Below are 25987 nucleotides of genomic sequence, written 5' to 3' on the forward strand. Positions count from 1 at the left end.
TCCTTCGTCATTGCGCAATGACGAGGTGAGAGCATCCAACCCATCAAACAAAACCCCGCGGCTCGCGCCGCGGGGTTTCGTCTTTCCGGCTTCCGCCGCTCAGTGCGCCAAAATCGCCAGCAGCAGCAAGGCGACGATGTTGGTGATCTTGATCATCGGGTTCACCGCAGGTCCCGCCGTGTCCTTGTAGGGATCGCCGACGGTGTCGCCGGTCACCGCCGACTTGTGGGCATCAGAGCCCTTGCCGCCGAAATGACCGTCCTCGATGTACTTCTTGGCGTTGTCCCACGCGCCGCCGCCCGAGGTCATGGAGATCGCGACGAACAGGCCCGTCACGATCACGCCGAGCAGCATGGCGCCGACGGCGGAGAACGCGGCCGACTTGCCGGCCGCGCCGCCGCCCGCGATCGCATAGATCACGAAGTAGACGACGATCGGCGACAGCACCGGCAGCAGCGAGGGGATGATCATCTCCTTGATCGCAGCGCGGGTGAGGAGGTCAACCGCCTTGCCGTAGTCCGGCTTGTCGGTGCCCTGCATGATGCCCGGCTTCTCGCGGAACTGACGGCGCACCTCCTCGACGATCGCGCCGGCCGCACGGCCGACTGCGGTCATGCCCAGCGCGCCGAACAGATACGGCAACAGGCCGCCGAACAAGAGGCCCACGACCACATAGGGGTTGTTGAGCGAGAAGTCCGGATTGACGCCGGCGAAGTAGGCGTGCTGCGCGCTGTCCGCTACGAAGAACTTGAGGTCCTGGTTGTAGGCCGCGAACAGCACGAGGGCACCGAGACCGGCGGAGCCGATCGCGTAACCCTTGGTCACTGCCTTGGTGGTGTTGCCGACCGCATCGAGCGCGTCGGTCGACTTGCGCACCTCCTTCGGCAGGCCCGCCATTTCTGCGATGCCACCGGCATTGTCGGTGACGGGGCCGAAGGCGTCGAGCGCGACGATCATGCCGGCCAGTGCCAGCATGGTGGCAGTCGCGATCGCGATGCCGAACAGGCCGGCGAGGCTATAGGTGACGAGGATACCGGCGATGATCACGATCGCGGGCAGCGCGGTCGCTTCCATCGAGACGGCGAGACCCTGGATCACGTTGGTGCCATGGCCGGTGACCGAGGCCTGCGCAATCGACTTCACCGGACGGTAGTCGGTGCCGGTGTAGTATTCGGTGATCCAGATGATCAGCGCGGTAACGACGAGGCCGACCACGCCGCACTCGAACAGCGCCATGCCCGTGTAATCGACGCCCTCGAGCTTGCCGAAGCCGATCAGGTAGTAGATCACCAGCGCGATGCCGATCAGCGACAGGATGCCGGTCGCGATCAGGCCCTTGTAGAGCGCGCCCATGATCGACTGGCTCGGCCCGAGCTTGACGAAGAAGGTGCCGATGATCGAGGTGATGATGCAGATGCCGCCGATCGCGAGCGGCAGCGTCATCATGTTGGCGAGGATCGGCGTCTTGGCGAAGAAGATCGCCGCCAGGACCATGGTGGCGACCGCGGTCACCGCATAGGTCTCGAACAGGTCGGCGGCCATGCCGGCGCAGTCGCCGACATTGTCGCCGACGTTGTCGGCGATGGTCGCCGGGTTGCGCGGATCGTCCTCGGGAATGCCGGCCTCGACCTTACCGACGAGGTCGCCGCCGACGTCAGCACCCTTGGTGAAGATGCCGCCGCCGAGACGGGCGAAGATCGAGATCAGCGAGGCACCGAAGCCGAGCGCCACCATGGCGTCGACGACGGTGCGGCTATCGGGCGCGAGCTTCAGCGAGTGGACCAGGAAGCCGAAATAGAGGGTCACGCCCAACAGCGCGAGACCGGCAACCAGAAGTCCGGTGATGGCGCCCGCCTTGAAGGCGAGCTCGAGGCCGCCGGCAAGCGACGTCGTCGCAGCCTGGGCGGTGCGCACATTGGCGCGGACCGAGACGTTCATGCCGATGAAGCCGGCCGCTCCCGACAGGACCGCGCCGATGGCAAAACCGATCGCGACATAGACCCCGAGGAAATAGGCAAGGAGCACGAAGATGACGATGCCGACGAGACCGATCGTGGTGTACTGGCGCCGCAGATACGCCTGTGCGCCTTCGCGCACTGCGCCCGCGATCTCCTGCATGCGCGGCGACCCCGCATCCGCGCCCAACACCGAAGACGTCGCCCAAATCGCGTAGACGACGGAAAGCACTCCGCAGAGCACTATCAACCATAATGCTGTCATGTGATTTTTGCCTCAGATCCTTGATGTACCCCCGGCGCCTTTTGTTGTCCGTCGTGCGGTGCGGCGCCTTGATTTTGAACAAAGCCGCCCCCTTGCCCTGAGGGGCGGCTCCAGTCGGTTGCGAGCTTGCCAAAATCAAATTGAGGGTGCAACGCCGGATAAGGCCGAAATCGCCGATCTCGGCAGGTATTTAGGACCAAGTGCTGCGAACTAAGATGCCGGTTTGGCGCAATTCCTAGAAGTGGCTGTAGGACAGCCGCGTCAAGAGCAGTTCCTGGCCCTGCCCGTCCAGGAAGCGCGGCCGCTCGTGCCCCTCCACGATCGTACCGATCGCGGTCACGGCAACGCCCATGGCTTGCCCCGCCGCAATCAGCGCGTCGCTTTGCGCGGGCGGAACGGTGCACAGCACCTCGTAGTCATCGCCCCCCGCGAGCAGCGTCTCGACGCGAACGACGTTGCCGGCGAGCAGGCCGGCTGCCACGGCCGAGAGTGGCACGCTTGTCACATCGACCGAAGCCGAAACCTCGGACGCTGCACAGAGTTTGGTCAGGTCACCAGCGAGGCCGTCGGAAACGTCCATCGCGGCGGTCGCATGATCGCGCACCGCTCGCGCCAGCACGTTGCGCGGCTGCGGCACCCGATAGCGTGAGATGAGAAAATCCCGTGCAGCGGGATCGGATGTCAGCGCGCCGGCAGCGGCGCCGCCTCTGAGCACGTCCAGGCCAAGCGCGGCATCGCCGATCGTCCCTGTCACCAGGATGCGGTCGCCCGGCCTTGCGCCGGTACGGCCGATCATCCGCCCCCGAGGCACACGGCCGAAGGCTGTGATCGAGATCATCTGCGGACCCGGCGTCGACACCGTGTCGCCGCCGAGCAGAGGACAAGCGAAATTCTTTGCGTCCTCGCCCAGCGCGTCCGCAAAAGGACGGAGCCAGGCATCCTCCTTGCTGCGCAATGCCAGCGTCAGCACGAAACCTGCCGGCAACGCGCCCTTGGCGGCGAGATCGGACAGGTTCACCCGCAGCGCCTTGCGCGCGATGGTGTCAGGCGGATCGCTGGCAAGATAATGCACGCCCTCGACGACGGCGTCGGTGGTGACGACGATGTCCTCGCCGGATGAGGGCAGCACCGCAGCGTCATCGACCAGCCCGAACGCGCCGGGGTCAGTCGCCAGCGGCTTGAAATAGCGCGCGATGAGGGAGTCTTCGCCGGAAGCTTTGTTCTTGTCCTGCGTCACGATAGCAGACCCGTCATTCTGAGGTGCGAGCCCTTGCGAGCCTCGAAGGATGGCCGGCCGAGGTGTTGCCTCAGCGGCACGCCGCCGCCCTTCGAGGCCTCCGCTTCGCTCCGGCACCTCAGGTGACGGCTACGGCGGAAGTCATCGCCTCAATTACCCCCGCCCGAACTCGTCACCACGAAACTGGCGGCCGATCTGGTCGAGCACGGCGTTGACCATGCCCGTCTCCTCGCGGTCGACGAAAGCATTGGCGACGTCGACATATTCGGAGACCACGACGCGGCCCGGCACGTCCTTGCGGTGCTGGAGCTCGTAGGCACCCGCGCGCAGCACCGCGCGCAGGATGGCTTCGATCCGCTTCAAGGGCCAGCCCTTCGACAACGCCTCGTCGATCAGCGGATCGAGCTTCTTCTGGTCGCGCACGACGCCGGAGACGACGTCGCGGAAGAACGCGGCTTCAGCCGGCAGGTACGTGTCGCCCTCGACCTCGTTGCCCAGCCAATGGCTCTCGAACTCGGCGAAGATATCGTTGATGCCGGCGCCGGCGATGTCCATCTGGTACAGCGCCTGCACGGCGGCGAGCCGCGCCGCGCCGCGCCGGTTTGCTTTCTTCTCTGGAGTGCCAGCCGGCTTCTTGCTGTTGTCGGCCATGGCTTCAGGCCCGTGCCAGGCGGCGTTTGATGCGCAGCATCGCCAGCGCCGCGCGCGCGGCGTCGCCACCCTTGTTGAGCTCGCTGGCGCGCGCCCGCGCCCAGGCCTGGTCCTCATTGTTGACGGTGAGGATGCCGTTGCCGAGCGGCAGCTTTCGCGTCACGGCGAGGTCCATCAGCGCGCGCGAGGATTCCTGCGACACGATCTCGAAATGAATGGTGTCGCCGCGGATCACGCAGCCAAGCGCGATCACCGCGTCATAGGGCTTGCCGTTCGCCGCCGCGGCATCGACCGCGATCGCGACTGCCGCCGGGATCTCCAGCGCACCGGGAACCGTGATGACGTCATGCGTCAGGCCGGCTGCCTTCAGCTCGGCCACCGCGCCTTCGAGCAGCGCGTCCTGGAGATCGTCATAGAACCGCGCCTCGACTACGAGCGCGCGCGCGCCGGAAATGTCGGTCTGGTCCTTCAGGGGTGCGCGCCGCGCGTCTGCCATCGTTCAATCCGTTCTACTGGGTCGGCGCGTTATGTAGTCGCCGCAGGCGGGTAAGCCAAGTTCAAAAGGGCACCGTCATTCCGGGGCGGCTCGAAGAGCCGAACCCGAAATGACAGCAAGCGCCGGTCACTTCATTTCCGTCAGCCGCGCCGCGTAGCGGGCCATCAGGTCAACCTCGATGTTGACCTCGTCGCCCGCCTTCCAGCCGCCGATGGTCGTGACATCAAGCGTGTGCGGGATGATCAGCACCGAAAAGGTCACGTCTGCAACCGTATTGATCGTGAGCGACACGCCGTCGAGCGTGATCGAGCCCTTGGTGGCGATGTACCGCGCCAGCTCCCGCGTCGTCGAGAGCACGAAGCGCGCCATATCAGGCAGGTCCTCGCGGCTGACGATGGTGGCGATCCCGTCGGCATGGCCGGCGACGATGTGGCCGCCGAGTTCGTCACCGATCTTCAGCGCGCGCTCGAGATTGAGCTTCGTCCCCACCTTCCAGTGCTTGGCGGTCGTCAGCGCCAGCGTCTCGGCCGCGGTATCGACGTCGAACCAGGTCCTTTGCTTAGAGTCCCTGCCGTCGGCAACGCCCGAGGCAACCACGGTCAGGCAGACGCCGTTGCAGGCGATCGAGGCACCGTCGGCGATGGTGCTCTGATCGTAGCGGCAGGCGATGCGCAGGCGGTGCAGCTGCCCCTGCGCCGTTGGCGTGAAGCTGACGATCTCGCCGATATCGGTGACAATGCCGGTGAACATTACGCGCGCTCGTAGATGGTGAGAGTATCCTTGCCGAAGGTCTCGCTAGCATGAACCTTGTAGGCCTGCGACTGCGTGATTTTCGACAGGGGCAATGCATCGAGCGCATCGACGCCGCCTTCGCCCACCGCTTCCGTGCCGCGGAACAGCCAGATCTCGTCGACGAGATCGGCCGCCATGAACGAAGCCGCAACACGGCTACCCCCCTCGACCATCAGCCGCGTGATGCCCTTCTCGGCCAGCGCATGCAGCACGGCCGGAAGATCGAGCCCGGACGCACCGCCCCGAGGCACGCGCAACATTTGCGCACCGGCCGCGCCAAGCCGCATGGCAGCAGCAGCCTCGGCGAGCTCGGAACCAACCACCCAGAGCGGCGTCTCGCGCGCGGATCGCACGAGCCGGCTCGATGCGGGAATGCGCAGGCTCTGATCGAGCACGATACGCACCGGCGAGCGCGCCGCCATGCCAGGCAGCCGGCAGGTGAGAAGCGGATCGTCCGCCAGCACCGTGCCGATCCCGACCAGAATGGCATCGCTCTGCGCGCGCAAGAGGTGCACGCGATCGCGCACGGCCTCGCCCGTGATCGCGACCGGCTTGCCGCCTGCCGCACCGATCTTGCCGTCAGGCGAGATCGCGAGCTTCAAGATCACATGCGGGCGCCTGTCGCGGATGCGACGGAAATGGCCGGCATGATCGAACGCGGCCTCCGCCGCGCACAAACCGACATCCACATTGATGCCGGCCGCGCGCAGGCGCGCATGGCCCTGGCCTGCGACTTCAGGATTGGGATCCTCGATCGCCGCGACCACACGCTTGATTCCCGCTGCAATCACCGCGTCGGCGCAAGGGGGCGACTTGCCGAAATGCGAGCACGGCTCCAGCGTGACGTAGAGAGTGGCGCCCCGCGCGGCCTCGCCCGCGCGCCTTAGCGCTTCAGGCTCGCCATGCGGCCGTCCTCCGGGCTGCGTCCAGCCGCGGCCGATGATGATCCCGTCCTTGACGATGACGGCGCCCACGGCCGGATTGGGCCAGGTCCGCCCCTGCCCGCGCTTACCCAGCGCCAGCGCCAGCTGCATGAAGCGCCGATCGGCATCCCTGGCCTCGCGCGCCTTCTGCGCGAACTGATCCTCCAGGATGCGGAAGATCATTTGCGGATCGCGGCGAGCCGCGCTTCCTCCTCACCGGAGAGCTCGCCGAGCACGTCGGCGAAATCCTTGGCCTCGCGGAAATTGCGGTAGACGGAGGCAAAGCGCACATAGGCGACGTCGTCGAGCGTGCGCAGATGCTCCATCACGGTCTCGCCGATCACCTCCGAGGAGATCTCGGCCTCGCCCCCGGTCTCGAGCTCGCGCACGATGGTGGAGACCATCTTCTCCACCCTTTCAGGCTCGACCTGCCGCTTGCGCAACGAAATCTGCACCGAGCGCATCAGCTTGTCGCGGTCGAACGGCACGCGGCGGCCGTTGCGCTTGATCACCGTGAGTTCGCGCAGCTGCACGCGCTCGAAGGTGGTGAAGCGGAAATTGCAGGCGACGCACACGCGCCGCCTGCGGATCACGGACGAGTCCTCGGTCGGACGCGAGTCCTTTACCTGCGTATCGAGACTGTTGCAGTTCGGGCAGCGCATCCGCTTGGCCTTGCCTTACTGGTAGATCGGGAACCGATCGGTGAGCGCCTTGACTCGTTCCTTGATCGCAGCTTCCACCAGCGGCGCCTTGCCGTCGGAGGACTGCGCGATCGCGTTGAGGACCTCGGCGATCATGCCGGCGACCTGCTGGAATTCGGCGACACCGAAGCCGCGCGTGGTCGCAGCCGGCGTGCCGAGCCGCAGGCCCGAGGTGACGAACGGCTTTTCGGGATCGAACGGAATGCCGTTCTTGTTGCAGGTGATGGCGGCGCGGACCAGCGCCTTCTCCGAGACGTTGCCCTTCAGGCCCTTCGGCCTGAGGTCGACCAGCATCAGATGGTTGTCGGTGCCGCCGGAGACGATGTCGAACCCGTGGCTCTTCATCGCCTCGGCCAGCGCCTTGGCGTTCTCGACGACGTTCTTGGCATAGACCTTGAAGTCCGGACGCAGCGCCTCGCCGAAGGCGACCGCCTTCGCCGCGATCACATGCATGAGGGGACCGCCCTGGAGGCCCGGGAAAATCGCCCCGTTGAGCTTCTTGGTCAGCGTCTCGTCATTCCACAGCATCAGGCCGCCGCGCGGACCGCGCAGGGACTTGTGCGTCGTGGTGGTGGTGACGTGGGCATAGGGCACCGGCGAAGCATGTACGCCGCCGGCGACGAGGCCGGCGAAGTGCGCCATGTCGACCAGGAGATAGGCGCCGACGCTGTCGGCGATCTCGCGGAAACGCTTGAAGTCCCAGGCGCGCGAATAGGCCGACCCGCCGGCGACGATCAGCTTCGGCTTGACCTCTTCGGCCTGCTTGGCCACCGCATCCATGTCGATGATCTGGTCCTCGCGGCGCACGGTGTAGTGCGCGGCCTTGAACCACTTGCCGCTCATGTTGACGGGCGAGCCGTGGGTGAGATGGCCGCCGGCGGCGAGATCGAGACCCATGAAGGTGTCGCCGGGCTGAAGCAGCGCCAGAAACACCGCCTGGTTCATCTGGCTGCCGGAGTTCGGCTGCACGTTGGCGAAGTTGGCACCGAACAGCTTCTTGGCGCGATCGATCGCGAGGTTCTCGGCGACGTCGACCCACTCACAACCGCCGTAGTACCGCGCGCCCGGATAACCCTCCGCGTACTTGTTGGTCATCACCGAACCCTGCGCTTCCAGCACGGCCCGGCTGACGATGTTCTCGGAAGCGATCAGCTCGACCTCATGGCGCTGCCGGCCGAGCTCGCCCTTGATGGCGGCGGCGATTTCCGGATCGGCCTTCTCGAGCGAGGCGGTGAAAAACGAATCGGGCGCGGAGGCGGTTTTGGGTGCGGTCATCTTGCGAATATCTCCACCGCCGCAGCCTTTTGGCGGGCTACGGGCGTGTCTGGTGTGGCGGTCGGAAGCACGCGCGATCTACCACATCGCCCGCAACAGGCCAAGCATTTGCGGGTGGGGCCTGATATTTATGCAAGATATGGGGGATTGGAGGTTCTCATCCCGAGATCGGTTCCGGGGAGCCGCTCCTCGGGGACCAGGGCCGCTTTGGCCTCATTCCTCGCAAACGGCAACCCGGCGGAGCCGGCGTCGTTTCACAGCCCGGTATACCCCGCCTTGACCGGGTCCACGCTGCCGTCGAGCTGGCGCAAATAGGTCAGACCGCAGACCGTCAATCTGTGCGGGTCCGTCTCGCCCGCTTCCATCAGGGTATTGAGGTAGTTCGTCACCTTTTCCCGCGCCTCCTCACTCGCCGCCGCGGTGCGGTTGGCGAGCAGGTCATAGGTCTGCATGATGCGGTCGACGGCGGCTTCCATGGCACCCTCTGGTTTGTCGCTAATTTGGGAGTCTTGATCAGGCAACCGCTCTGGCCTCGGTCTGCTGGAACTTGGCGATTGCCTTGTTCGCCAGCCTGATCTTGTTGAATTCGCCTTGCTGGAGCAGCTTCACGATGAGGCCGAGCAGGCGTTCGTCGGTGACCAGCGAGTCGGGGATGGCGCCCGAACGGCGAAGGAAGTTCGCGGCAATGGCGTAGGCCTTGCTCACGAGTTCTACGTTCGTGGCCTGAAGCCCGCGCTCGACCAGCATCGACGTTTCTCCGATCCGAAGGAGATAAGCGCCCGGCCCGGAACTGGTTCCTCGTGCCCGGGACATTTTTTCGCAGGTGCAAAATATGGAACGCGCCGGTCCGAAATCCGGGCCGGCGCGCTTGGGGGAAGTCAGGCACGTTCGGGAGGCTTGCCGGTCTTGTTGCGGGCCGGCTTGGCCTTGATCCCTTGGAGACTCAGAGGCGATAGAGGATCTGGTCGGTCCAGAACCGCTCGAGGCGGTGCAGCGACTTGTTGAGCGTCGCAAACTCGTCGCCGGAGATGCCGCCGACCTGCTCGACCGTCTTGACGTGCTTCTGGTAGAGCGCCTCGACGATACGGCGGACTTCCTGGCCCTGCGGGGTCAGGCGGATGCGCACCGAGCGGCGATCGACGCGCGAGCGCTGATGATCGAGGAAGCCGAGCTCGACGAGCTTCTTCAGATTGTAGGAGACGTTGGAGCCGAGATAGTAACCGCGCGTGCGCAGCTCGCCCGCGGTCAGCTCCTTGTCGCCGATGTTGTAGAGCAAGAGCGCCTGCACCGAGTTGATGTCCGCACGGCCGCGGCGATCGAATTCATCCTTGATGACGTCGAGGAGCCGGCGATGCAGCCGCTCCACCAGAGTCAAAGCTTCCAGATAGAGCGACTGCACCGAGCCCTGCTGGCCGGAGACGCGCTCTGCGGTATCTGCCGCAGTTGCGACGGCTTTCATCATGACACTTCCCCTGTTGTCGTTTTTATCGACACTTATTCGACGAAACTTGTGTCCCGTCTGATAGGTGCAACTTAAGGGGCGCGTTTGAAGATCGGCTTAAATAAGAGAATAAAGAGATCATGAATTTAAGACAGTGAATTGCGGATTAAGCCTGTGCCACAAGCACTTTTCGCAACCGTCTGTTGACCTTCGCAAGGTCCTGTTCACCCTCCGTCCGCCGTTGTTGTCGCATTCCAGAACAGCCCCGCCCCGTTTCGAAACGAGCGCGTAACAGCTGTGGCGGAACCGGCTGGTCAATGAAAACTTACCGCAAATTTTAGGCAACCAACGGTCAACCAAGCGCAACACTCTCATGTCCCGGACAGGATGCAGCGCGCAGCGATGCATCGCGGAGCCGGGACCCATATGTTGCAAGATGGGACCGCGGTGAGATGGGGCCCGGCTCTGCAGCGCATCACGTCGCAAGAGCGCCACGCTGCATTGCGTCCAGGGCACGAGACCGTTGTGCGAGCGGCGAGGCCGGCTACGGCGGCCGTTCGCGCGCGGCCATCCAGGCGAGCGCCAGATACGCGGCAAGCATGAAGACCTCGACGCCGACCACGGCGAGGCTGCCGCCGTAGATTCCCGGGAACATCAACTCGATCACCGCCATCGACACCACGGTCGTCAGCCACACCACCGCGCCCCAGGGCGTCGCGAGCCACAGGCCGACGGCGGCGACAAGCTCGATCACGGCGAAGTAGACGGTCGCGGCCTGCCAGGCCATCGACTGGTTCTCGAATGCCTCATCCTCGCCGCCGACAAAGCCAGTCACCTGCGCCCAGTGATAAAGGCCCTTGAGGATCGAGAGCAGCGCCATCACCCGCAGGAACAGCACGAGCCGGCGGGTCCAGACATTGTCGTCGGACTCTGAGCGCTCCGATGAGATCGCCGCCACCGACAATGCGCTCTCTCTGGCATTGTCTCGGGCGCCGTCCCTGGCGCTGTCGCGGGTCGCATCGCGGGTGGAGATCTCGGACATGGCCCCTTCTGGCTGCTTCGCCCCACAAAATCAATCGGCTGCCATCCCTTGCGGCAGGTCAAGCCGCGGTGACGGGAACCATGCGAGCTGGTATAAGAATAATTCCAGCCGGAGGAAGAGTAATGGCGATCAAATACGGACGTCCGATCGAATTGCGCGAGGTTTCGCGCAAGGATGGCGGAGCGGCCTCCCCTGCTCTCGATCTGACCGTCCGCCCGCGCCGCAACCGCAAGGCGGAATGGGCCCGGCGGATGGTGCGCGAGAACGTCCTCACCACCGACGATCTGATCTGGCCGCTGTTCCTGATCGACGGCCACAACAAGCGCGAGCAGGTTGCCTCGATGCCGGGCGTCGACCGCCTCAGCGTCGATCAGGCCGTGCGCGAGGCCGAGCGCGCGATGAAGCTGACGATCCCCTGCATCGCGCTGTTTCCCTACACCGATCCCTCCCTGCGCGACGAGGAAGGCTCGGAAGCCACCAATCCGAACAACCTGGTCTGCCAGGCCGTGCGCGCGATCAAGAAGGAGTTTCCGGAGATCGGAATCCTCTGCGACGTCGCGCTCGATCCCTTCACCAGTCACGGCCATGACGGCCTGATCTCTGACGGCAAAATTTTGAACGACGAGACGGTCGCCGTGCTGGTGCGTCAGGCGCTGGTGCAGTCCGAAGCCGGCTGCGACATCATCGCGCCTTCCGACATGATGGACGGCCGCGTCGCCGCGATCCGCGAGGGGCTGGACCGCGCCGGCCTGCTCGACGTCCAGATCATGGCCTATGCGGCCAAATACGCCTCCGCCTTCTATGGCCCGTTCCGCGACGCCATCGGCTCGGCCAAGACGCTCACCGGCGACAAGCGCACCTACCAGATGGACAGCGCCAACACCGATGAAGCCCTGCGCGAGGTCGAGCTCGATATCGCCGAGGGCGCCGACATGGTGATGGTGAAGCCCGGCATGCCCTATCTCGACGTGGTCCGCCGCGTGAAGGACACGTTTGCAATGCCGACCTTCGCCTACCAGGTCTCCGGCGAATACGCGATGATCGCGGCGGCCGCGAACAACGGCTGGCTCGACGGCGAGCGCGCGATGATGGAGAGCCTTTTGGCGTTCAAGCGCGCCGGCGCCGACGGCGTGCTGAGCTATTTTGCGCCCAAGGCGGCGGAGAAGCTGCGCGCGCAGGGGTAAGGTCGTGCCCCGGACGCAATGCAGCACGCCCTTGGCGATGCGAAGCATGGTCCAGTTGCGGCGTGATGCGTTGCAGAGCCCGGGCCCATTTCTTCTCCGCGATCTCACTTGTGACCTCTAAAGCGCGATGAGATTTGGATGAATCGTCATCGCGCTTTAGCTTGTTGTTTACGCATGATCTTTCCGGAAAACCGCTTCGCACTTTTCCGGATCATGCTTTAGGTCCTGGTTCTGCGCGCCGCTTTGCGGCGCTTGTCCGGGACATGAGGGCGGAGTTGCTCGCGCACCCTACCGCTGCAACACTCAACCCGCTTGCGCGTTCGGCTGAGGTCCGCATAACAGACGCAGCGCCTCGCGTTGCTCGCGCGACAGCACGGTAATTGGATAGATCGGCTCACGCGTCTCCCGCTTGAAGAACGGGTGCGGCCAGGTCTTCCCCCGCAGCTTCCATGCCAGCACCTTGCCGATGGCGCGCAAGATGAGAGAAAGATTAAGCCCGGTCGAGCCCGCCGGTGGCTCACCGACCGCGTACTTGCCGAGAATGGCGCCGGTCGGCGCTCCGGCGACATCGTCGACCGCCGGCGTGCCGCCCTCGAACGCCTGCGCGATGATGCCGACAAAGGGAACGCTGGGCGAAAGCGTGTTGCCGACCGGCGTGTTGCAGCAGCTTGCATACCACCGGTAGAGACCTTTCGCGGTCAGCCGCACCCCCGCGATCCGGCTCTGACCCTGCACAAACGAGAGCGTCGATGGCGCGACCTGGATAATGTCGCTGCCGCCCTTCGCGTTCAACAGATCGGCGCGGCCGAGCTGGTGTGCGAAAGCCTGGCAGTCGTCGCAGTAGCAGACCACGCGATTGACCGTCCGCGGCGACACGCCCGTGACCACGGCGCGGACCCCGCCACAGCTGCAACGTAATTCGACCTGACCACCCATGAAATCTTCCTGTGAGGGCTCAGCCCGCCCCAGCATGGTGCAAATCACGCGCCGCGCAAGCGCCTGCGGCCGCCGAATCGCCGGAATATTTTGCGGTATTGATAGACCAACAGCCTTGGCGCGTGGCCGGACTGTTCCCATCTGCTGCCGGTGAGAGATCCGAAAGCGAAAGAGAAGCTCATGTCTTATTCGGGTTCGCCAAATGACAGCGGCACTTGGCGCAATGATGGTGCCATGCAACCGCACGCCTACGATCCCGATCTGCATCCGGAACTGTTCCGCGGGGTCGCGACACGGCGGGTGTTTGCCTTCCTGATCGACATGATCGTGATCTCTGTGCCGGTCATCCTCGGCTACCTCTTCATTGCGTTGTTCGGCCTGGTGACGCTCGGCCTCGGCTGGGCACTGTTCTGGCTGGCTTGGCCCGCCTCGGTGATCTGGGCGATCGTGTATTACGGCGCCTGCATCGGCGGTCCGTCCTCGGCGACGATCGGCATGCGCGTGATGGATCTGGAACTGCGCACCTGGTACGGCGCACCAGGCTATTTCGTGCTCGGCGCCACGCACGCCGTGCTGTTCTGGGTGACCGTCTCGTTCCTGTCGCCCTTCGTGGTGCTGGTCGGCCTGTTCAACGGCCGCCGCCGCCTGCTGCACGATTTCGTGCTGGGAACCGTCGTGATCAACAATTCCATCCGCGCGCCGGTGTCGCAGGCCGCCAGGTCCTGGTGAGGAGCTGGCAACCTGTGCCTGCTAGGATGACGAGCGTGTCCTGCCGCGCAGGCCGATTGACCGGGAGCTTTGGTAGCGCGATGCTGAGATCTTGTTCGGAGGCCACGACGTCCCTTGACCCAGCACTCTCGCGATACCCCGCAATTTTACCTCACGGCGCCATCCCCGTGCCCCTATCTGCCGGGCCGCCATGAGCGGAAGGTGTTCACGCACCTTGTCGGAGATCGTGCGGGCGACCTCAACGACCTCCTGACCCATGGCGGCTTCCGCCGCAGCCAGTCGATTGCCTATCGTCCTGCCTGCGACCAGTGCCGCGCCTGCGTCTCGGTCCGGGTCATCGCCAACGAGTTCCGGCCCTCTCGCAGCTTCCGCAAGGTGATGGCGCGCAATGCCGACATCATCGGCGAGCAGCGCAGCGCGGTGCCGACCTCCGAGCAATATTCGGTGTTCCGCGCCTATCTCGACGCCCGCCACCGCCATGGCGGCATGGCCGACATGACCGTGCTCGACTACGCCATGATGGTCGAGGACAGCCATGTCGAGACCCGCATCATCGAATACCGCAAGCGCGGTCCCGACAGCGGCCTCACCGGCCGTGGCGAGGAGCTGATCGCGGTGGCGCTCACGGACGTGCTCAGCGATGGCCTCTCGATGGTCTATTCGTTCTTCGATCCGGGCCAGGTCAGCCGCTCGATGGGCACCTTCATGATCCTCGACCACATCGCGCGCGCGCGACGTCAGGGCCTGCCCTACGTCTATCTCGGCTACTGGATCGAAGGCTCCAAGAAGATGGACTACAAGGCCCGCTTCCTGCCGCAGCAGCGGCTCGCGCCCTCAGGCTGGCTGCGCATCGATGCGCAGGGCGATACAGCATCCGAGCCGCAGGACTAGGCGCCTCACACTCTCCGTCATGCCCCGGCTTGACCTGGCTTGACCGGGGCATCCAGTACGGTACGGCGCGGCGTCCCGAGTCAATTACAGCCGTCTCTGGAATACTGGATCGCCCGGTTGAACCGGACGATGACAGCTACCCAATGGCTAGCATCACCCGAAAAACGTATCCGCCAGCAGCTTCACGTTCAGCACCACGATCACGCCCGCGACGATCCAGGCAATTGCGGCGACGGATACCGGTATCGCGAACTGGCCCATCTTGCGGCGGTCGGAGACGAAGCGGACCAGCGGGATGACGGCGAAGGGCAGCTGCATCGACAGCACGACCTGGCTGAACACCAGCAGATCGGCCGTGCCGCGCTCGCCGTAGATCGCCGTGACGATGATCACGGGAACAATGGCGATGCCGCGTGTGAGCAGGCGACGCGCCCAGCTCGGCAGGCGCAGATCGAGGAAGCCTTCCATCACGATCTGGCCGGCGAGGGTCGCGGTCACCGTCGAGTTGAGGCCCGAAGCGAGCAGCGCCACCGCGAACAGCGTCGAGGCGATGCCGAGGCCGAGCAGCGGCGACAAGAGCTCGAACGCCTGTCCGATCTCGGCGACATCGGAATGGCCACTTCTGTGGAAGGTCGCAGCCGCCACGACCAGGATCGCGGCGTTGATGAACAGCGCCAGCATCAGGGCGACGGTGGAGTCCGTCGTTGCCCATTTGATCGCTTCGCGCCGACCACTGTCATTGCGTTCATAAGCGCGCGTCTGCACGATCGAGGAATGCAGGTAGAGATTATGCGGCATCACCGTCGCGCCGATGATGCCGATCGCGATGTAGAGCATGTCGGAATTGGTGAAGATCTCGCTCTTCGGCACGAAGCCGCGCAGAACCTCCGCCACCGGCGGGGCCGCCGCCGCGATCTGGACCACGAAGCAGACCGCGATCACCGCGAGCAGCGCAATGACGAACGCCTCGAGGAATCGAAAGCCACGGTTCATCAGGAGCAGCAGCAGGAAGGCGTCGAGTGCGGCGAGAAGCGCGCCGCCGATCAGGGGAATGCCGAACAGGAGTTTGAGCGCGATCGCCGTACCGATCACCTCGGCGAGATCGCAGGCGATGATCGCCGCCTCGCAGGCGAGCCAGAGCAGGAAGTTCACCACCGGCGAATAGGTCGCGCGGCAGGCCTGCGCGAGGTCGCGGTCGGTGACGATGCCGAGCCGCGCCGCCAGCGACTGCAGCAGGATCGCCATCAAATTCGAGAGCAGGATGACCGAGAGCAGCGTGTAGCCGAACTTCGACCCGCCGGCGAGGTCGGTCGCCCAATTGCCGGGATCCATGTACCCGACCGAGACGAGATAGCCCGGACCGACGAAGGCGAGCAGCCGCCGCAACCAGTGCCCGGCGACCGGAATGGCGACGGTGGAATTGACCTCCGCGAGGCTCTTGGTGGTGGGCGCGTCAGCGCGCCAGCCGGCGACGTCTTGGGACGAGGTTTGGGTCAGGTCGGGCGATCGCGCATCCATAAGAGGAGAATACCGAAGTTCGATCTTATTGCAACTCATTTGCAACTGCATCTAGCCGCAGCGGTTCCGGTCCGGCCATTATCCGCTGCCCTGTCGGGAAGCGGGTGGGTTTGGCCGTCCCTGGGAGCGGATATTGGCAGCAACTCGACTTTGCAGGATATGCGCCATGTCAACGCCGTCTCGCCTCCCCGACACCTTCAACCGCCTCGCCTGGTCGAATCTCGCGGCGCAGTCGGCCGAGCAGATCGCGCTCGCCGCAGCGCCCATTGTGGCCGTGCTGACGCTGGGTGTTGCCGAAGGTCAGACCGGCCTGCTCCAGACCGCGCTCACCCTGCCCTTCGTCCTGTTCGCCATTCCCGCCGGCGTGCTCGCCGATCGCATCTCCCGCCGCTGGCTGATGGCGGGTGCCGAGGCGCTGCGGGCGGCTGCGCTCGCCGCCATCGTGCTGCTGCTGGTGCTGGGGGCCCTCAACTTGCCGCTGCTGGCCCTGCTCGGCTTTGCGGCCGTGTGCGGCACCGTCGTCTACAGCGTGGCGGCGCCGGCGCTGGTTCCCTCGCTGGTGAGCTCCGACTTGTTGCCGGCGGCGAATGCGCGGATCGAGCTCGCGCGCACCATCGCCTTCGCCAGCGGCCCTGCACTCGGCGGTGCGCTGGTGGGATGGTGGGGCGCAAGCCCAGCCTTCGGCTTTGCCGCGGCGCTCTCGGCCATCGCGGTGGTGCTGCTCTCCGGCATCTACGAGCCCGCGCGCGCGCCGGCGCCGCGCCGTCATCCGCTGCAGGAGATCCGCGAAGGCGCGGCCTTCGTATTTCACCATCCACTGCTGCGGCCGGTATTCATCACCCAGTTCATCTTCAACACCGGCTGGTTCCTGCAGATCGCGGTGTTCGTGCCCTACGCCGTGCGCCATCTCGGCCTGACGGCCGCCGGCGTCGGCACGGTGCTGACGATGTATGGCGTCGGCATGGTGATCGGCGCGCTGGTCGCCACGCGCGTGATGAAGCGCATCGCGTTCGGCCTCGTGGTCGGACTCGGCCCCGTCACCGGCTTCGTCGCCGCATTGGTGATGGCGCTGACGGTGCTGCTCCCCTCGCCCTGGCTCGCAGCCTTGAGCTTCTTCCTGCTCGGCGCCGGGCCGATCCTGTGGGTGATCTCGACCACGACCCTGCGCCAGTCGGTGACACCGCCGCGGCTGCTTGGCCGCGTCTCCGCCATCAACATCATGAGCTACGGCGCCCGCCCGCTCGGCTCGGCATTAGGGGCAATCGTCGGCGGCCTCTGGAGCGCGGAAGCGTGCCTTTATCTCGCCGCAGCCGTCTTCGGCATGCAGGCTTTGGTGATCCTGCTGTCACCGGCAGTGGCGCTGGATCGGCAGCCGGCCATGGTGGGGGATGAAGCGGCGCTGGAGCAGCCGGCCTAACCCGCCAGATAGCGCTCATAGCTCCCCGCCACCGGCTCGCTCGCCTCAACCTCTGGATCGAGCGTGTAGAGATCCTGCGCGCGGCCGATGCCGCGCAGCGCGTAGCGGCCGGTGGAGACGAGATAGCGACGGCCGGCGGCATCGAGGCCCTTGTAGAACTCGGATGAGGCCAGCAGCTCGCGGTCGACCGAGCGGCTCATCGAGGCGATGCGGCTGACCTCGTTGACGGTCGGGCCGACCACCGTGAAATCGAGCCGGTCCTGGCTGCCGATATTGCCGTAGAAGACCTCGCCGACATGCAGGCCGATATAGGCTGACGTGGTCGGGCGGCCCTCCGCCGCCCGCCGCTTGTTCAGCGCGGCGACGTTCTTGCGGAAGAGATGCTCGGCCCGTAATGCGGCCCGTCGCGCATCCGCCATGTCCTCGCCCCAGAACATCGCGAGCACGCCATCGCCGATCAGCTTCAGCACGTCGCCGCCGGCCTCGTGGATCGGATCGATCACGGCCTGCGCATAGTCGTTGAGGAACGGAATGATCTCGTCGGGACCGATGCTCTCGCTGATGCCGGTGGAGCCGCGCAGGTCCGAATACCACAGCACGGCGTTGATCCGCTCGGTGACCCCGCGCGAGATGCGCCCGCGCAAGACCTGCTCGGAGGCGTCGCGGCCGAGATAGACGCGGCCGAGCGTGCGGGCGATGTCGACCTGCTGCGCCGATTTGATCGCGAGCCCCAGCACCGGCACGAGATCGCGCAGCGCTTCCAGCTCCGATGGCGTGAAGCCGTCCTCGCGCCGGGTGGTCCAGTAGGAGTAGAGACAGTCCATCTGCCCCAGCGCGCCGCTTTCGCCGAAGCGATGGACGAAGGCGAGGAAATGCCGATGGCCCTTCTCGGCGAGGTCGCCGATCTGCGAGAAATCGAGCGTGGCTGCGTCGGCGAGATCGATCACCATCTCGTCCTCGCCATGCTCGAGCAAATGATAGAACACCGACCGCCGCCAGTTCTTGTTCGGATCCCCCTCGGCCGTCGAACCGTATTCGAACATGTCGCTCTCGTTGCTCGACCGGTCGGTCCAGCGAAAGCCGCGGCCCTCGTAGATCGGGTGCAACGTGTCGATGAAGACCAGCCCGCGCGACAGGTCGAGCCCTTCGGCGCAGCAGCGCTCGCAGAAGCCGCGGAGCAGTTCGGGTTCAGGCAGGCCCGTAAGCCCCTGGCTGGTGACCCAGTTCATCAGTGAGAGACGCGAAGTGACTTGCATGCGCCATTATGGCGTGCATTCGTGACCGGCGAAAGGCGCGAGGGCCCGACATGCGCGGCAGGCTCGCGCCCCTTGCAGATCGAATATGTCGCGGGCGCGGTTGACGCACTCGCCACGCGGGCGGCAAATGCCGGCGATGAAGACTTTGTCGGCCAGAATCGGAGGCACGCGCCGATGACCCAGCGCCAGCTTCCGATCATCCTGGCGCTCGGCACCACCGAGACTCTGGCCTGGGCCTCGAGCTACTATTTGCCGGCGCTGCTCGCTGATCCCATGGCACGCGACCTCGGCGTCTCCTCCAACTGGATCTTCGGTGCGTTTTCGGCCGCACTGGTGATCTCGGCAATGCTCGGCCCGCGCATCGGGCGGCAGATCGATCTCGTCGGCGGCCGTCAGGTGCTGTCGGCCTCGAACCTGACCATTGCCGCCGGCCTCGTGCTCCTCGGGCTCTCGCAATCGATCGCGGTGATGGCGATCGCCTGGCTCGTGCTCGGCATCGGCATGGCAATGGGACTCTACGACGCCGCCTTCGCCGCCTTGGGGCGCATCTACGGCATCGAGGCGCGCAGGGCCATCACCGGCATCACGCTGATGGCGGGCTTCGCCTCCACCGTCGGCTGGCCGCTCACCGCCTGGGGCATCGCCCATATCGGCTGGCGCGACACCTGTTTCGCCTGGGCCGCGGCCAACATCCTGATCGGCCTGCCCCTCAACTTCTTCATGCTGCCGGCGATCAAGGGCGCCAAGCAGGCGGCGGCCACGGCCGAGAAGCCGCATTTGCCGCTCGACCGCACCATGCTGCTGCTCGCCTTCATCTTCGCCGCGGTCTGGACCGTCACCGGCGCCATGGCCGCGCATTTCCCGCGCATCCTGGAGACCACGGGCGCAACGCCGGCCGAGGCCATCGCGGCCGGCGCACTGATCGGCCCGGCACAGGTTGGTGCGCGCATGCTAGAGGCCGGCTTCCTCAGCCGCTTCCATCCGCTGTGGTCGACGCGGCTCGCCAGCCTCACCCACCCGATCGGAGCCGTGATCGTCGCGATCTTCGGCGGCGCCGCGGCGAGCGCCTTCGCGTTGTTCCACGGCTCCGGCAACGGCATCTTGACGATCGCGCGAGGCACGCTGCCGCTGTCGATCTTCGGCCCGAAAGATTTCGGCTACCGCCTCGGCATCATCGGCGCCCCGGCGCGGATGGCGCAGGCCGTGGCGCCGCTCGCCTTCGGCCTGCTCATCGACCTCATGGGCGCCAAGGTGCTGATCGTCTCGTCTGCGCTCAGCCTCTCGGCGCTTGTGGCGCTGTTCCTGATCCGCCCCGTGTCGCGGCCTGATTGACGGCACAGCCGCTTTCGCGCACAAGCGAGCCATGAGCAACGATGCCGGCCCGCCCCGCACATTCAAAGGCCTCCTGCGCTGGGCGACCACGCCGCCGCAGGCCTGGGGCGTCTATCTCCTCGCGGTCCTCCTGGTCTGGCTGCTCTCGTTCTATGCCGGCACGCTGAAGCCGAAGAAGACGCCGGACGCGAATCCGCCGACGTTGACCGCGCCGAAAGGCTGATCCGCCTCAGTCGTAAAACTCCGGCGCCATCTTCTGGCCGTCGCGCTGGGCCTTGTCGTGGTTGATCCAGAGCTGCGCCTTCTCCTTGGCGAGCGTGTCGGCGATCTTCTGCATCGAGGCCGCGCTCTGGTCCTTGTCGACGTTCATGCTGGGCACGCGGCGGTTGTCCCAATTGTCCTTGAAGTGCACGGCATCGCCAGACAGCAGAACCGCGCCGGTTTTCGGCAGTTTCACCAGCAGCGACTGGTGACCCGGCGTGTGACCCGGCGTCGATAGGATGGTCAGGCTGCCGTCGCCGAAGACATCCTTGTCGCCCGTGAGCAACTCGACCGGATGCGACGGCTTGAAGCGCGGCGCGTTGTCGGCGCCGGGCCAGTCGTATTCGGCCTTCTGCACATAGAGCATGGCCTGCGGGAACAGCTCGACATTGCCGATATGATCCGGATGCGTATGCGAGACGGCCATCGCCCGGACGTCATCGGGCTTGAGGCCAAGCTGCTCGAGCTGCGCTTGCAACGTCTTCGGCCGACGCCAGGTCACGGCTTTGGGATCGGCGGGCACGAGACCGTTCGGCATCGCGGCGACGGAATCGGCAATGCCGGTGTCCCACAGGAACCAGCCTTTGACATGCTTGATCAGATAGCAGGTGTCGACGAAATCCATCGTCTTGCCTTCGTTCAGGCCCGGCGTCCACCGCGAGATGTCACCGGCGGTACCCTCTCCGCAATTCAGCACATAGAGCTTTTCAACGCCGGCCTTTTCCGATTGCGCCAGCGCCCCGGGGCTGGAAAGAGCGAGTGCGGCGATGGCGACCGCGAACGCGATCCTGTGCATCATTGTTCCTCCCGTACAGGGCTGCGACCGAGGATCAACCCCGGCCGCTCAGCAGAATTCCGCGCTCCGTCAATGCAGGCAGGTCTCGACCTCGACCGTGATGTGGCTGAGGCCCTTCAGCCCCGCGAGCCGCCGCTTGTAGACGGCCGGCTGCTTCGGCTTGTCCGACACCACCGAGAGCAGCACGGCACAATGGCCGGGGCCGACCCGCCAGAGATGCAGGTCAGTCACGCGATCGTCGCCGACTTCCATGCGGGCCCGGATCACCCGCTCCAGCTTCTCGTCGGCGCGCACGTCGAGCAGCACCGCACCCGATGACTTGATGAGGCCGAACGCCCAGCTCGCGATCACGACGCTGCCGATCAGGCCCACGGCCGGATCGGCCCAGACCCAGCCCGAATACATAGCGACGGCGAGCGCTGCGATCGCCAGCACCGAGGTCGCGGCATCGGTCATGACGTGGACATAGGCCGCGCGAAGGTTGTTGTCGTGGTGATGGTGATGATGGCCATGATGATCATGGTCGTGGTCATGATCGTCGTGGTCATCATGCGCATGGCTGTGGCCATGCGCGTGATGATGATGATCATGGCTATCGCGCAGCAGCCACACACTCGCGAGATTGACGCACAAGCCGAGGGCGGCCACCGCCATGGCCTCGCCATAGACGATCGGCACCGGCGTGAACAGGCGCAGCACGCTTTCATAGGCGATCTCGACCGCGATCAGGCCGAGGATGATGGCGCTGGCGAAGGCGGCAAGATCCCCGAACTTGCCGGTGCCGAAGGTGAAATGCGCATTGCCCAGGTGCCGCCGCGCGAAGCGATAGGCGAAGGCGGCAATGCCGAGCGCCGCCGCATGCGTGCCCATGTGCCAGCCGTCGGCCAGCAGCGCCATCGAGCCGAACAGCGAGCCGGCAACGATCTCGCCGACCATCATGACCAGCGTCAGCACGACCACGAACCAGGTGCGCCGTTCGTTCTCGTCGTGCTTCTCGCCCAGGAAGGCGTGGTCATGGGTCCATTGTTCGATGGAATGGGAATGCATCGAATTCTCCCGAAGATTCACGATCTGTCGGCGTGCAATATAGACGGTGGGAACCAATTTTCTAAGCTCCAATCGTCCCGCGGATTGACAGTGCTTCTTAGTTTCGCTGTAATCTGTCTCATGGGGATTTGAGCGATCTCCCCACGAGGCGACAGGCCCAAGCATCGCGTCCCGTTCGTTTCTTGCGAGGACGCATCATGTCTACATTCACGACCATCTCATCTGACAAAATGGCACGGCTGATCGGCACGGCCAACGCGCCTGTCCTGATCGACGTGCGCACCGAGGAGGATTTCGCCGCCGACCGGCGGCTGATCCCCGGCTCCATCAGGCTCAGCCACGACAATGTGACGGACTGGGGCGGCACATTCGCCGGCCGCCGCGCCGTCGTCTCCTGCTTCCGCGGCGAAAAGCTCGCGCAGGGCACGGCGGCCTGGCTCCGTCAGCTCGGCGTGAGGGCCGAGACGCTGGAGGGCGGCTTCGAGGGCTGGAAGGCGGCCAAGCTGCCGCTGCTCGACACCCGCAAGCTGCCGCCGCGCGATGCCAGGGGGCGTACCGTCTGGGTCACGCGGGCGCGGCCGAAGGTCGATCGCATCGCCTGCCCCTGGCTGATCCGCCGCTTCGTCGATCCCAACGCGATGTTCCTGTATGTGGCGCCGTCCGAGGTGGTCGGGGTGGGGGAGCGGTTCAATGCGGCCCCCTTCGACATCGAGAATGTGTTCTGGAGTCACCGGGGCGAGCTCTGCACCTTCGACGTGATGATCGAGGAGTTCGGGATCGCCACGCCGCCGCTGCTCCGCCTCGCGACACTGGTGCGCGGTGCCGACACCGCGCGGCCCGAGCTCGCGCCGGAGGCGCCCGGCCTGCTCGCAGCCTCGCTCGGGCTGTCGCGCATGTTCGACGACGACCTCGAACAGCTCGAGGCCGGCATGTTGCTCTACGATGCCTTCTACCGCTGGTGCCGCGACGCGACCACCGAGACCCACAACTGGCCGACCAACAAGGTGAAGGCGTAATGGATACCCGCAACGTGCAAGCAGGAGCTGACGCCGGCCACGGCGTCAGCTTCAACGAGGCCTTTCGCGTCTGGCTCCGCGTCGCCTGCCTCAGTTTTGGCGGGCCCGCGGGCCAGATCGCTGTGATGCACCGTATCCTGGTCGAGGAGAAGAATTGGATCTCCGAGGGGCGTTTCCTGCATGCGCTGAATTACTGCATGCTGCTGCCGGGACCTGAGGCGCAGCAGCTCGCAACCTATGTCGGCTGGCTGATGCATCGCACGGCCGGCGGGCTGATGGCGGGCGGACTGTTCATCCTGCCCGGCATCATCGCCATCATGGGTCTGAGTTACATCTACGCCGCCTTCGGCAATGTCAGCTTCGTCGAGGCGCTGTTCTTCGGACTCAAGGCCGCGGTCCTGGCCATCGTCGTCGAAGCTGTCGTGCGCGTCGGCAAGCGTGCGCTGAAGAACCGCATCATGATCGCGCTCGCGGCTGCGGCCTTCATCGCGATCTTCTTCTTCGCGGTCCCCTTCCCGATCATCATCATCGCCGCCGGCCTCATCGGCTATGCCGGCGCGCGGAGCGGCCGTCCGGAGTTCGCGCCGGCCGGTCACGGCCATGGCGGCAGCGGCGCCGCGATCGACAGCATGCTCGGCGAGGCCGTGCCCGATCACGTCCGCCCCAACACCGCACGCACGATCCGCCTCAGTGCGCTGTGGCTCGCGCTCTGGCTGGTGCCCGTGATCGCGCTGCTGGTGGCCTTGGGCCAAGCCAATGTGTTCAGCCAGATCGCGCTGTTCTTCTCCAAAATGTCGCTCGTCACCTTCGGCGGCGCCTACGCGGTGCTGGCCTACGTCGCCCAGCAGGCGGTCGAGCACTATCACTGGCTCAAGCCGCAGGAGATGCTCGACGGCCTCGGCATGGCCGAGACCACGCCGGGGCCGCTGATCATGGTGCTGCAGTTCGTGGGCTTCATGGCGGCCTATCGCGATCCCGGCGGCCTCTCGCCGATGCTAGCGGCAACTTTCGGCGGCCTGCTCGCGACCTGGGTCACCTTCACGCCCTGCTTCCTCTGGATCTTCGTCGGCGCCCCCTACATCGAGCGCCTGCGCGGCAACACGGGATTGGCCGGTGCATTGAGTGCGATCACCGCCGCCGTCGTCGGCGTGATTCTGAACCTCTCGATCTGGTTTGCCCTGCACACGCTGTTCCGCGAGACCGTGCCGCTGCACGCGTTTCCGTTCGCGTTCGACCGTCCGGTGCTGACCAGCGTCGACATCCCCGCGCTGCTGCTGTCGATTGCGGCGGCAACCGCGATCTTCCGGTTCAAGCTGGGGATGCTCACCGTGCTGGCGGGAAGCTGCGCGGCGGGAGTGGCGCTGCGGATGGTGGGGGTGATCTAGCGGCGAAGGAGTCATAGGTTCGTCGCGTCCGGTTTGCTGTCGGAAGGCGACATCAAAGCCCACAGGGCTGCATGGCGGCTTGGAGCCGACAAGCGACCTCATACTTGTTTCAGCTCGATGACAAGTCTGGGAAGCATCCTACCGGGTATTGAGCCGGAAGGAGAAAAGCCACAATCTTTGGCACCCATTCGTCGATAGAAAGGTGCGGCCTCTGGGTCGGCTTCGATCACCAAACGACGAGCACCCATCGACTTTGCTTGACTGGAGGCCCAGCGGAGCAGCCTTGTTCCTACGCCGCCGCGAAGCATCATCGGCTCGACGAACAGCTTCAATAAATCGGCCTCGCTTCCATTTATCTTGACTTGGGCAACGCCGACAATTTTGCCGCTCTCTTCCGCCACCGCGATTGAGCTTGATTGCAGTTCACACGCTTTAATAGTGAGCTCGCTGCGACAGGCTCTCATGAAGTCGTCGCCATAGCCCCACACAGCTTTCGACCTCATGCACAAAGCCGAGAGCATTGGCAGCTCTTCGACTGTCGGCGATCGGAGAACAGACGACACGAGACTTGGCTCCGTGGACTGGCCTCGAATAACATATCAAGTCGCTCGTGTGTCATATAGGTCATCAGCGTTGCTTTAACTACGGACCGGTCACTTCCCATCTACCCCGTCCTCAAGGGCAATCGCATTTGACCGGTTTCCCCCTGCAGCCATCCTTCGAGACGCCTGCTTTGGGCGGGCTCCTCAGGATGAGGGCGGAGCGTGCGGCAGCAGTTTCAACGGGCACTCACGCCAATTAGCCTCATCCTGAGGAGGCGCGTAAACGCCGTTTCGAAGGACGAGGCGCGCGCTGAGGCCGCCCGCCCGTCGGGCAACGCAGCCGACCAATTCCGCCACATCGCTTGTCAAGCCTCACCTGGCAAAATATTCCACTTTACCGAAATTCGGATTTGTCGTACATGCAAAGACACCCTGGCCCGAGACAAGGGGCGGATCGCGATCGTCACGAACCGCGGGCCGGGCAGCGATGGACGCGACGGCGTCGGGCGTAGAAGACATTGCAGGGCGGGACACCGTGAGCAATTGCCTTTCCGCGCGAACGACACGGCGCCGACAGCGTCTTCGCATGGCTTCGGGGGCGAGCACACGCCACCCCTCGGATTCCCAGCGAGGACGTGCGCGGACGGAGAAGTCGTGTGGTCCTGACGCCCGGGGTCTGTGCGTCAAGTCCTGCGGTGATGCCTGCAGCCCAACCGGGTCCGCACATCAGTGATCCGCAAGGCGACGGGGGCAATAGTGCATCGCTCCCCGAGGAGCAACTGTGTTGAAGTAGCCCGGCGATCGGCCGGCCTCAAGGCTGGCGCTGGCGCGCCACCGCCTCCGGCGGCTTCCGGCCTTGACCCCGTCCGCTCGCCGGTCTTCAGGGCGTGCAAGCGCTC

General features: G+C 65.3%; 26 protein-coding genes. 8 read left to right on the forward strand and 18 right to left on the reverse strand.

Annotated features, from left to right (window positions below):
- Positions 1-99: 99 nt before the first annotated feature.
- The 12 genes from EAV90_RS33080 to EAV90_RS33135 form a co-directional block, all read right to left on the reverse strand.
- Positions 100-2220: a sodium-translocating pyrophosphatase gene (locus EAV90_RS33080; protein ID WP_122402940.1), complete on the reverse strand. Its 2121-nt coding sequence runs from the start codon at positions 2218-2220 to the stop codon at positions 100-102.
- Positions 2221-2455: 235 nt separating this feature from the next.
- The gene (gene thiL / locus EAV90_RS33085; protein WP_129145810.1) at positions 2456-3457 is read right to left on the reverse strand and encodes a thiamine-phosphate kinase; all 1002 of its coding nucleotides are present in this window, start codon (positions 3455-3457) and stop codon (positions 2456-2458) included.
- Between the two features lie 153 nt (positions 3458-3610).
- On the reverse strand, positions 3611-4108 hold the full coding sequence (gene nusB, locus EAV90_RS33090) for a transcription antitermination factor NusB (RefSeq protein ID WP_100232645.1): 498 nt from the start codon (positions 4106-4108) through the stop codon (positions 3611-3613).
- A 4-nt stretch (positions 4109-4112) separates the two neighbouring features.
- Entirely contained in the window at positions 4113-4604 is a 492-nt protein-coding gene (ribH, locus tag EAV90_RS33095; RefSeq protein WP_122402938.1) for a 6,7-dimethyl-8-ribityllumazine synthase, read from the reverse strand.
- Between the two features lie 126 nt (positions 4605-4730).
- Positions 4731-5354, reverse strand: a complete 624-nt coding sequence (locus EAV90_RS33100) for a riboflavin synthase (protein WP_122402937.1) — start codon at positions 5352-5354, stop codon at positions 4731-4733.
- The gene (ribD, locus tag EAV90_RS33105; protein WP_122402936.1) at positions 5354-6502 is read right to left on the reverse strand and encodes a bifunctional diaminohydroxyphosphoribosylaminopyrimidine deaminase/5-amino-6-(5-phosphoribosylamino)uracil reductase RibD; all 1149 of its coding nucleotides are present in this window, start codon (positions 6500-6502) and stop codon (positions 5354-5356) included. Before ribD ends, EAV90_RS33100 begins: the two co-directional genes overlap by 1 nt.
- Positions 6499-6981: a transcriptional regulator NrdR gene (nrdR, locus tag EAV90_RS33110; RefSeq protein ID WP_011087793.1), complete on the reverse strand. Its 483-nt coding sequence runs from the start codon at positions 6979-6981 to the stop codon at positions 6499-6501. Before nrdR ends, ribD begins: the two co-directional genes overlap by 4 nt.
- 15 nt (positions 6982-6996) lie before the next feature.
- Positions 6997-8295 carry a serine hydroxymethyltransferase gene (glyA, locus tag EAV90_RS33115; RefSeq protein WP_122402935.1) on the reverse strand — a complete coding sequence of 433 codons (1299 nt, stop codon included), beginning with the start codon at positions 8293-8295 and terminating at the stop codon, positions 6997-6999.
- Positions 8296-8549: 254 nt separating this feature from the next.
- Positions 8550-8771 (reverse strand): hypothetical protein, encoded by a 222-nt coding sequence (locus EAV90_RS33120; RefSeq protein ID WP_122402934.1) that lies wholly within the window; start codon positions 8769-8771, stop codon positions 8550-8552.
- A 37-nt stretch (positions 8772-8808) separates the two neighbouring features.
- Positions 8809-9042: a hypothetical protein gene (locus EAV90_RS33125; protein WP_122402933.1), complete on the reverse strand. Its 234-nt coding sequence runs from the start codon at positions 9040-9042 to the stop codon at positions 8809-8811.
- A gap of 196 nt (positions 9043-9238) precedes the next feature.
- On the reverse strand, positions 9239-9757 hold the full coding sequence (gene ldtR / locus EAV90_RS33130) for a transcriptional regulator LdtR (protein ID WP_122402932.1): 519 nt from the start codon (positions 9755-9757) through the stop codon (positions 9239-9241).
- Between the two features lie 523 nt (positions 9758-10280).
- Positions 10281-10778, reverse strand: coding sequence for a DUF6163 family protein (locus tag EAV90_RS33135; RefSeq protein ID WP_122402931.1), 498 nt, complete (start codon positions 10776-10778; stop codon positions 10281-10283).
- Between the two features lie 122 nt (positions 10779-10900).
- Between EAV90_RS33135 and hemB the strand changes: the two genes are divergently transcribed.
- Positions 10901-11962 (forward strand): porphobilinogen synthase, encoded by a 1062-nt coding sequence (hemB, locus tag EAV90_RS33140; RefSeq protein WP_122402930.1) that lies wholly within the window; start codon positions 10901-10903, stop codon positions 11960-11962.
- A 303-nt stretch (positions 11963-12265) separates the two neighbouring features.
- Here hemB and EAV90_RS33145 read toward each other — a convergent pair whose 3' ends face one another.
- On the reverse strand, positions 12266-13165 hold the full coding sequence (locus tag EAV90_RS33145) for a DUF6151 family protein (protein WP_197711557.1): 900 nt from the start codon (positions 13163-13165) through the stop codon (positions 12266-12268).
- On the opposite strand from EAV90_RS33145, the gene EAV90_RS33150 reads away from it, so the two are divergent.
- The gene (locus EAV90_RS33150) at positions 13079-13627 is read left to right on the forward strand and encodes an RDD family protein (protein WP_122402928.1); all 549 of its coding nucleotides are present in this window, start codon (positions 13079-13081) and stop codon (positions 13625-13627) included. The genes EAV90_RS33145 and EAV90_RS33150 overlap by 87 nt on opposite strands.
- 114 nt (positions 13628-13741) lie before the next feature.
- On the forward strand, positions 13742-14518 hold the full coding sequence (locus EAV90_RS33155; RefSeq protein WP_122402927.1) for an arginyltransferase: 777 nt from the start codon (positions 13742-13744) through the stop codon (positions 14516-14518).
- 153 nt (positions 14519-14671) lie between these two features.
- Here EAV90_RS33155 and EAV90_RS33160 read toward each other — a convergent pair whose 3' ends face one another.
- Positions 14672-16036, reverse strand: a complete 1365-nt coding sequence (locus EAV90_RS33160; RefSeq protein WP_122402926.1) for an Nramp family divalent metal transporter — start codon at positions 16034-16036, stop codon at positions 14672-14674.
- 166 nt (positions 16037-16202) lie between these two features.
- On the opposite strand from EAV90_RS33160, the gene EAV90_RS33165 reads away from it, so the two are divergent.
- Positions 16203-17453: an MFS transporter gene (locus EAV90_RS33165; RefSeq protein WP_122402925.1), complete on the forward strand. Its 1251-nt coding sequence runs from the start codon at positions 16203-16205 to the stop codon at positions 17451-17453.
- On the opposite strand, the gene EAV90_RS33170 is transcribed toward EAV90_RS33165, so the two are convergent.
- A complete protein-coding gene (locus EAV90_RS33170; protein ID WP_122402924.1) occupies positions 17450-18709 on the reverse strand; it encodes an adenylate/guanylate cyclase domain-containing protein in 1260 nt (419 codons plus the stop codon). The two genes, EAV90_RS33165 and EAV90_RS33170, sit on opposite strands and share 4 nt — an antisense overlap.
- Positions 18710-18883: 174 nt before the next feature.
- Here EAV90_RS33170 and EAV90_RS33175 point away from each other — a divergent pair, with 174 nt between their 5' ends.
- Together EAV90_RS33175 and EAV90_RS33180 are read left to right on the forward strand one after the other, a co-directional pair.
- Positions 18884-20041 carry an MFS transporter gene (locus tag EAV90_RS33175; protein WP_122406627.1) on the forward strand — a complete coding sequence of 386 codons (1158 nt, stop codon included), beginning with the start codon at positions 18884-18886 and terminating at the stop codon, positions 20039-20041.
- A gap of 31 nt (positions 20042-20072) precedes the next feature.
- Positions 20073-20264 carry a hypothetical protein gene (locus EAV90_RS33180; RefSeq protein ID WP_122402923.1) on the forward strand — a complete coding sequence of 64 codons (192 nt, stop codon included), beginning with the start codon at positions 20073-20075 and terminating at the stop codon, positions 20262-20264.
- A gap of 6 nt (positions 20265-20270) precedes the next feature.
- On the opposite strand, the gene EAV90_RS33185 is transcribed toward EAV90_RS33180, so the two are convergent.
- Positions 20271-21101 (reverse strand): N-acyl homoserine lactonase family protein, encoded by an 831-nt coding sequence (locus EAV90_RS33185; RefSeq protein ID WP_129145811.1) that lies wholly within the window; start codon positions 21099-21101, stop codon positions 20271-20273.
- A gap of 66 nt (positions 21102-21167) precedes the next feature.
- A complete protein-coding gene (gene dmeF, locus EAV90_RS33190) occupies positions 21168-22145 on the reverse strand; it encodes a CDF family Co(II)/Ni(II) efflux transporter DmeF (protein ID WP_129145812.1) in 978 nt (325 codons plus the stop codon).
- Positions 22146-22342: 197 nt separating this feature from the next.
- On the opposite strand from dmeF, the gene EAV90_RS33195 reads away from it, so the two are divergent.
- Positions 22343-23161 carry a chromate resistance protein ChrB domain-containing protein gene (locus tag EAV90_RS33195; protein WP_145987015.1) on the forward strand — a complete coding sequence of 273 codons (819 nt, stop codon included), beginning with the start codon at positions 22343-22345 and terminating at the stop codon, positions 23159-23161.
- A complete protein-coding gene (gene chrA, locus EAV90_RS33200) occupies positions 23161-24546 on the forward strand; it encodes a chromate efflux transporter (RefSeq protein WP_122402921.1) in 1386 nt (461 codons plus the stop codon). Before EAV90_RS33195 ends, chrA begins: the two co-directional genes overlap by 1 nt.
- A gap of 98 nt (positions 24547-24644) precedes the next feature.
- On the opposite strand, the gene EAV90_RS33205 is transcribed toward chrA, so the two are convergent.
- On the reverse strand, positions 24645-25049 hold the full coding sequence (locus EAV90_RS33205; RefSeq protein ID WP_164937213.1) for a GNAT family N-acetyltransferase: 405 nt from the start codon (positions 25047-25049) through the stop codon (positions 24645-24647).
- Positions 25050-25987: the final 938 nt, after the last annotated feature.

Origin of the sequence: Bradyrhizobium vignae (assembly GCF_004114425.1) — a bacterium.
Taxonomy (GTDB): domain Bacteria; phylum Pseudomonadota; class Alphaproteobacteria; order Rhizobiales; family Xanthobacteraceae; genus Bradyrhizobium; species Bradyrhizobium vignae.

Coding starts and splice junctions, on each gene's coding strand:
- EAV90_RS33080 (WP_122402940.1), bottom strand. CDS start 2,220: ATGACAGCATTATGGTTGATAGTGCTCTGCGGAGTGCTTTCCGTCGTC.
- nusB (WP_100232645.1), bottom strand. CDS start 4,108: ATGGCCGACAACAGCAAGAAGCCGGCTGGCACTCCAGAGAAGAAAGCA.
- ribH (WP_122402938.1), bottom strand. CDS start 4,604: ATGGCAGACGCGCGGCGCGCACCCCTGAAGGACCAGACCGACATTTCC.
- EAV90_RS33100 (WP_122402937.1), bottom strand. CDS start 5,354: ATGTTCACCGGCATTGTCACCGATATCGGCGAGATCGTCAGCTTCACG.
- ribD (WP_122402936.1), bottom strand. CDS start 6,502: ATGATCTTCCGCATCCTGGAGGATCAGTTCGCGCAGAAGGCGCGCGAG.
- nrdR (WP_011087793.1), bottom strand. CDS start 6,981: ATGCGCTGCCCGAACTGCAACAGTCTCGATACGCAGGTAAAGGACTCG.
- glyA (WP_122402935.1), bottom strand. CDS start 8,295: ATGACCGCACCCAAAACCGCCTCCGCGCCCGATTCGTTTTTCACCGCC.
- EAV90_RS33120 (WP_122402934.1), bottom strand. CDS start 8,771: ATGGAAGCCGCCGTCGACCGCATCATGCAGACCTATGACCTGCTCGCC.
- EAV90_RS33125 (WP_122402933.1), bottom strand. CDS start 9,042: ATGCTGGTCGAGCGCGGGCTTCAGGCCACGAACGTAGAACTCGTGAGC.
- ldtR (WP_122402932.1), bottom strand. CDS start 9,757: ATGATGAAAGCCGTCGCAACTGCGGCAGATACCGCAGAGCGCGTCTCC.
- EAV90_RS33135 (WP_122402931.1), bottom strand. CDS start 10,778: ATGTCCGAGATCTCCACCCGCGATGCGACCCGCGACAGCGCCAGGGAC.
- hemB (WP_122402930.1), top strand. CDS start 10,901: ATGGCGATCAAATACGGACGTCCGATCGAATTGCGCGAGGTTTCGCGC.
- EAV90_RS33150 (WP_122402928.1), top strand. CDS start 13,079: ATGTCTTATTCGGGTTCGCCAAATGACAGCGGCACTTGGCGCAATGAT.
- EAV90_RS33145 (WP_197711557.1), bottom strand. CDS start 13,165: ATGCAGATCGGGATCGTAGGCGTGCGGTTGCATGGCACCATCATTGCG.
- EAV90_RS33160 (WP_122402926.1), bottom strand. CDS start 16,036: ATGGATGCGCGATCGCCCGACCTGACCCAAACCTCGTCCCAAGACGTC.
- EAV90_RS33165 (WP_122402925.1), top strand. CDS start 16,203: ATGTCAACGCCGTCTCGCCTCCCCGACACCTTCAACCGCCTCGCCTGG.
- EAV90_RS33170 (WP_122402924.1), bottom strand. CDS start 18,709: ATGCAAGTCACTTCGCGTCTCTCACTGATGAACTGGGTCACCAGCCAG.
- EAV90_RS33175 (WP_122406627.1), top strand. CDS start 18,884: ATGACCCAGCGCCAGCTTCCGATCATCCTGGCGCTCGGCACCACCGAG.
- EAV90_RS33180 (WP_122402923.1), top strand. CDS start 20,073: ATGAGCAACGATGCCGGCCCGCCCCGCACATTCAAAGGCCTCCTGCGC.
- EAV90_RS33185 (WP_129145811.1), bottom strand. CDS start 21,101: ATGATGCACAGGATCGCGTTCGCGGTCGCCATCGCCGCACTCGCTCTT.
- dmeF (WP_129145812.1), bottom strand. CDS start 22,145: ATGCATTCCCATTCCATCGAACAATGGACCCATGACCACGCCTTCCTG.
- EAV90_RS33195 (WP_145987015.1), top strand. CDS start 22,343: ATGTCTACATTCACGACCATCTCATCTGACAAAATGGCACGGCTGATC.
- chrA (WP_122402921.1), top strand. CDS start 23,161: ATGGATACCCGCAACGTGCAAGCAGGAGCTGACGCCGGCCACGGCGTC.
- EAV90_RS33205 (WP_164937213.1), bottom strand. CDS start 25,049: ATGAGGTCGAAAGCTGTGTGGGGCTATGGCGACGACTTCATGAGAGCC.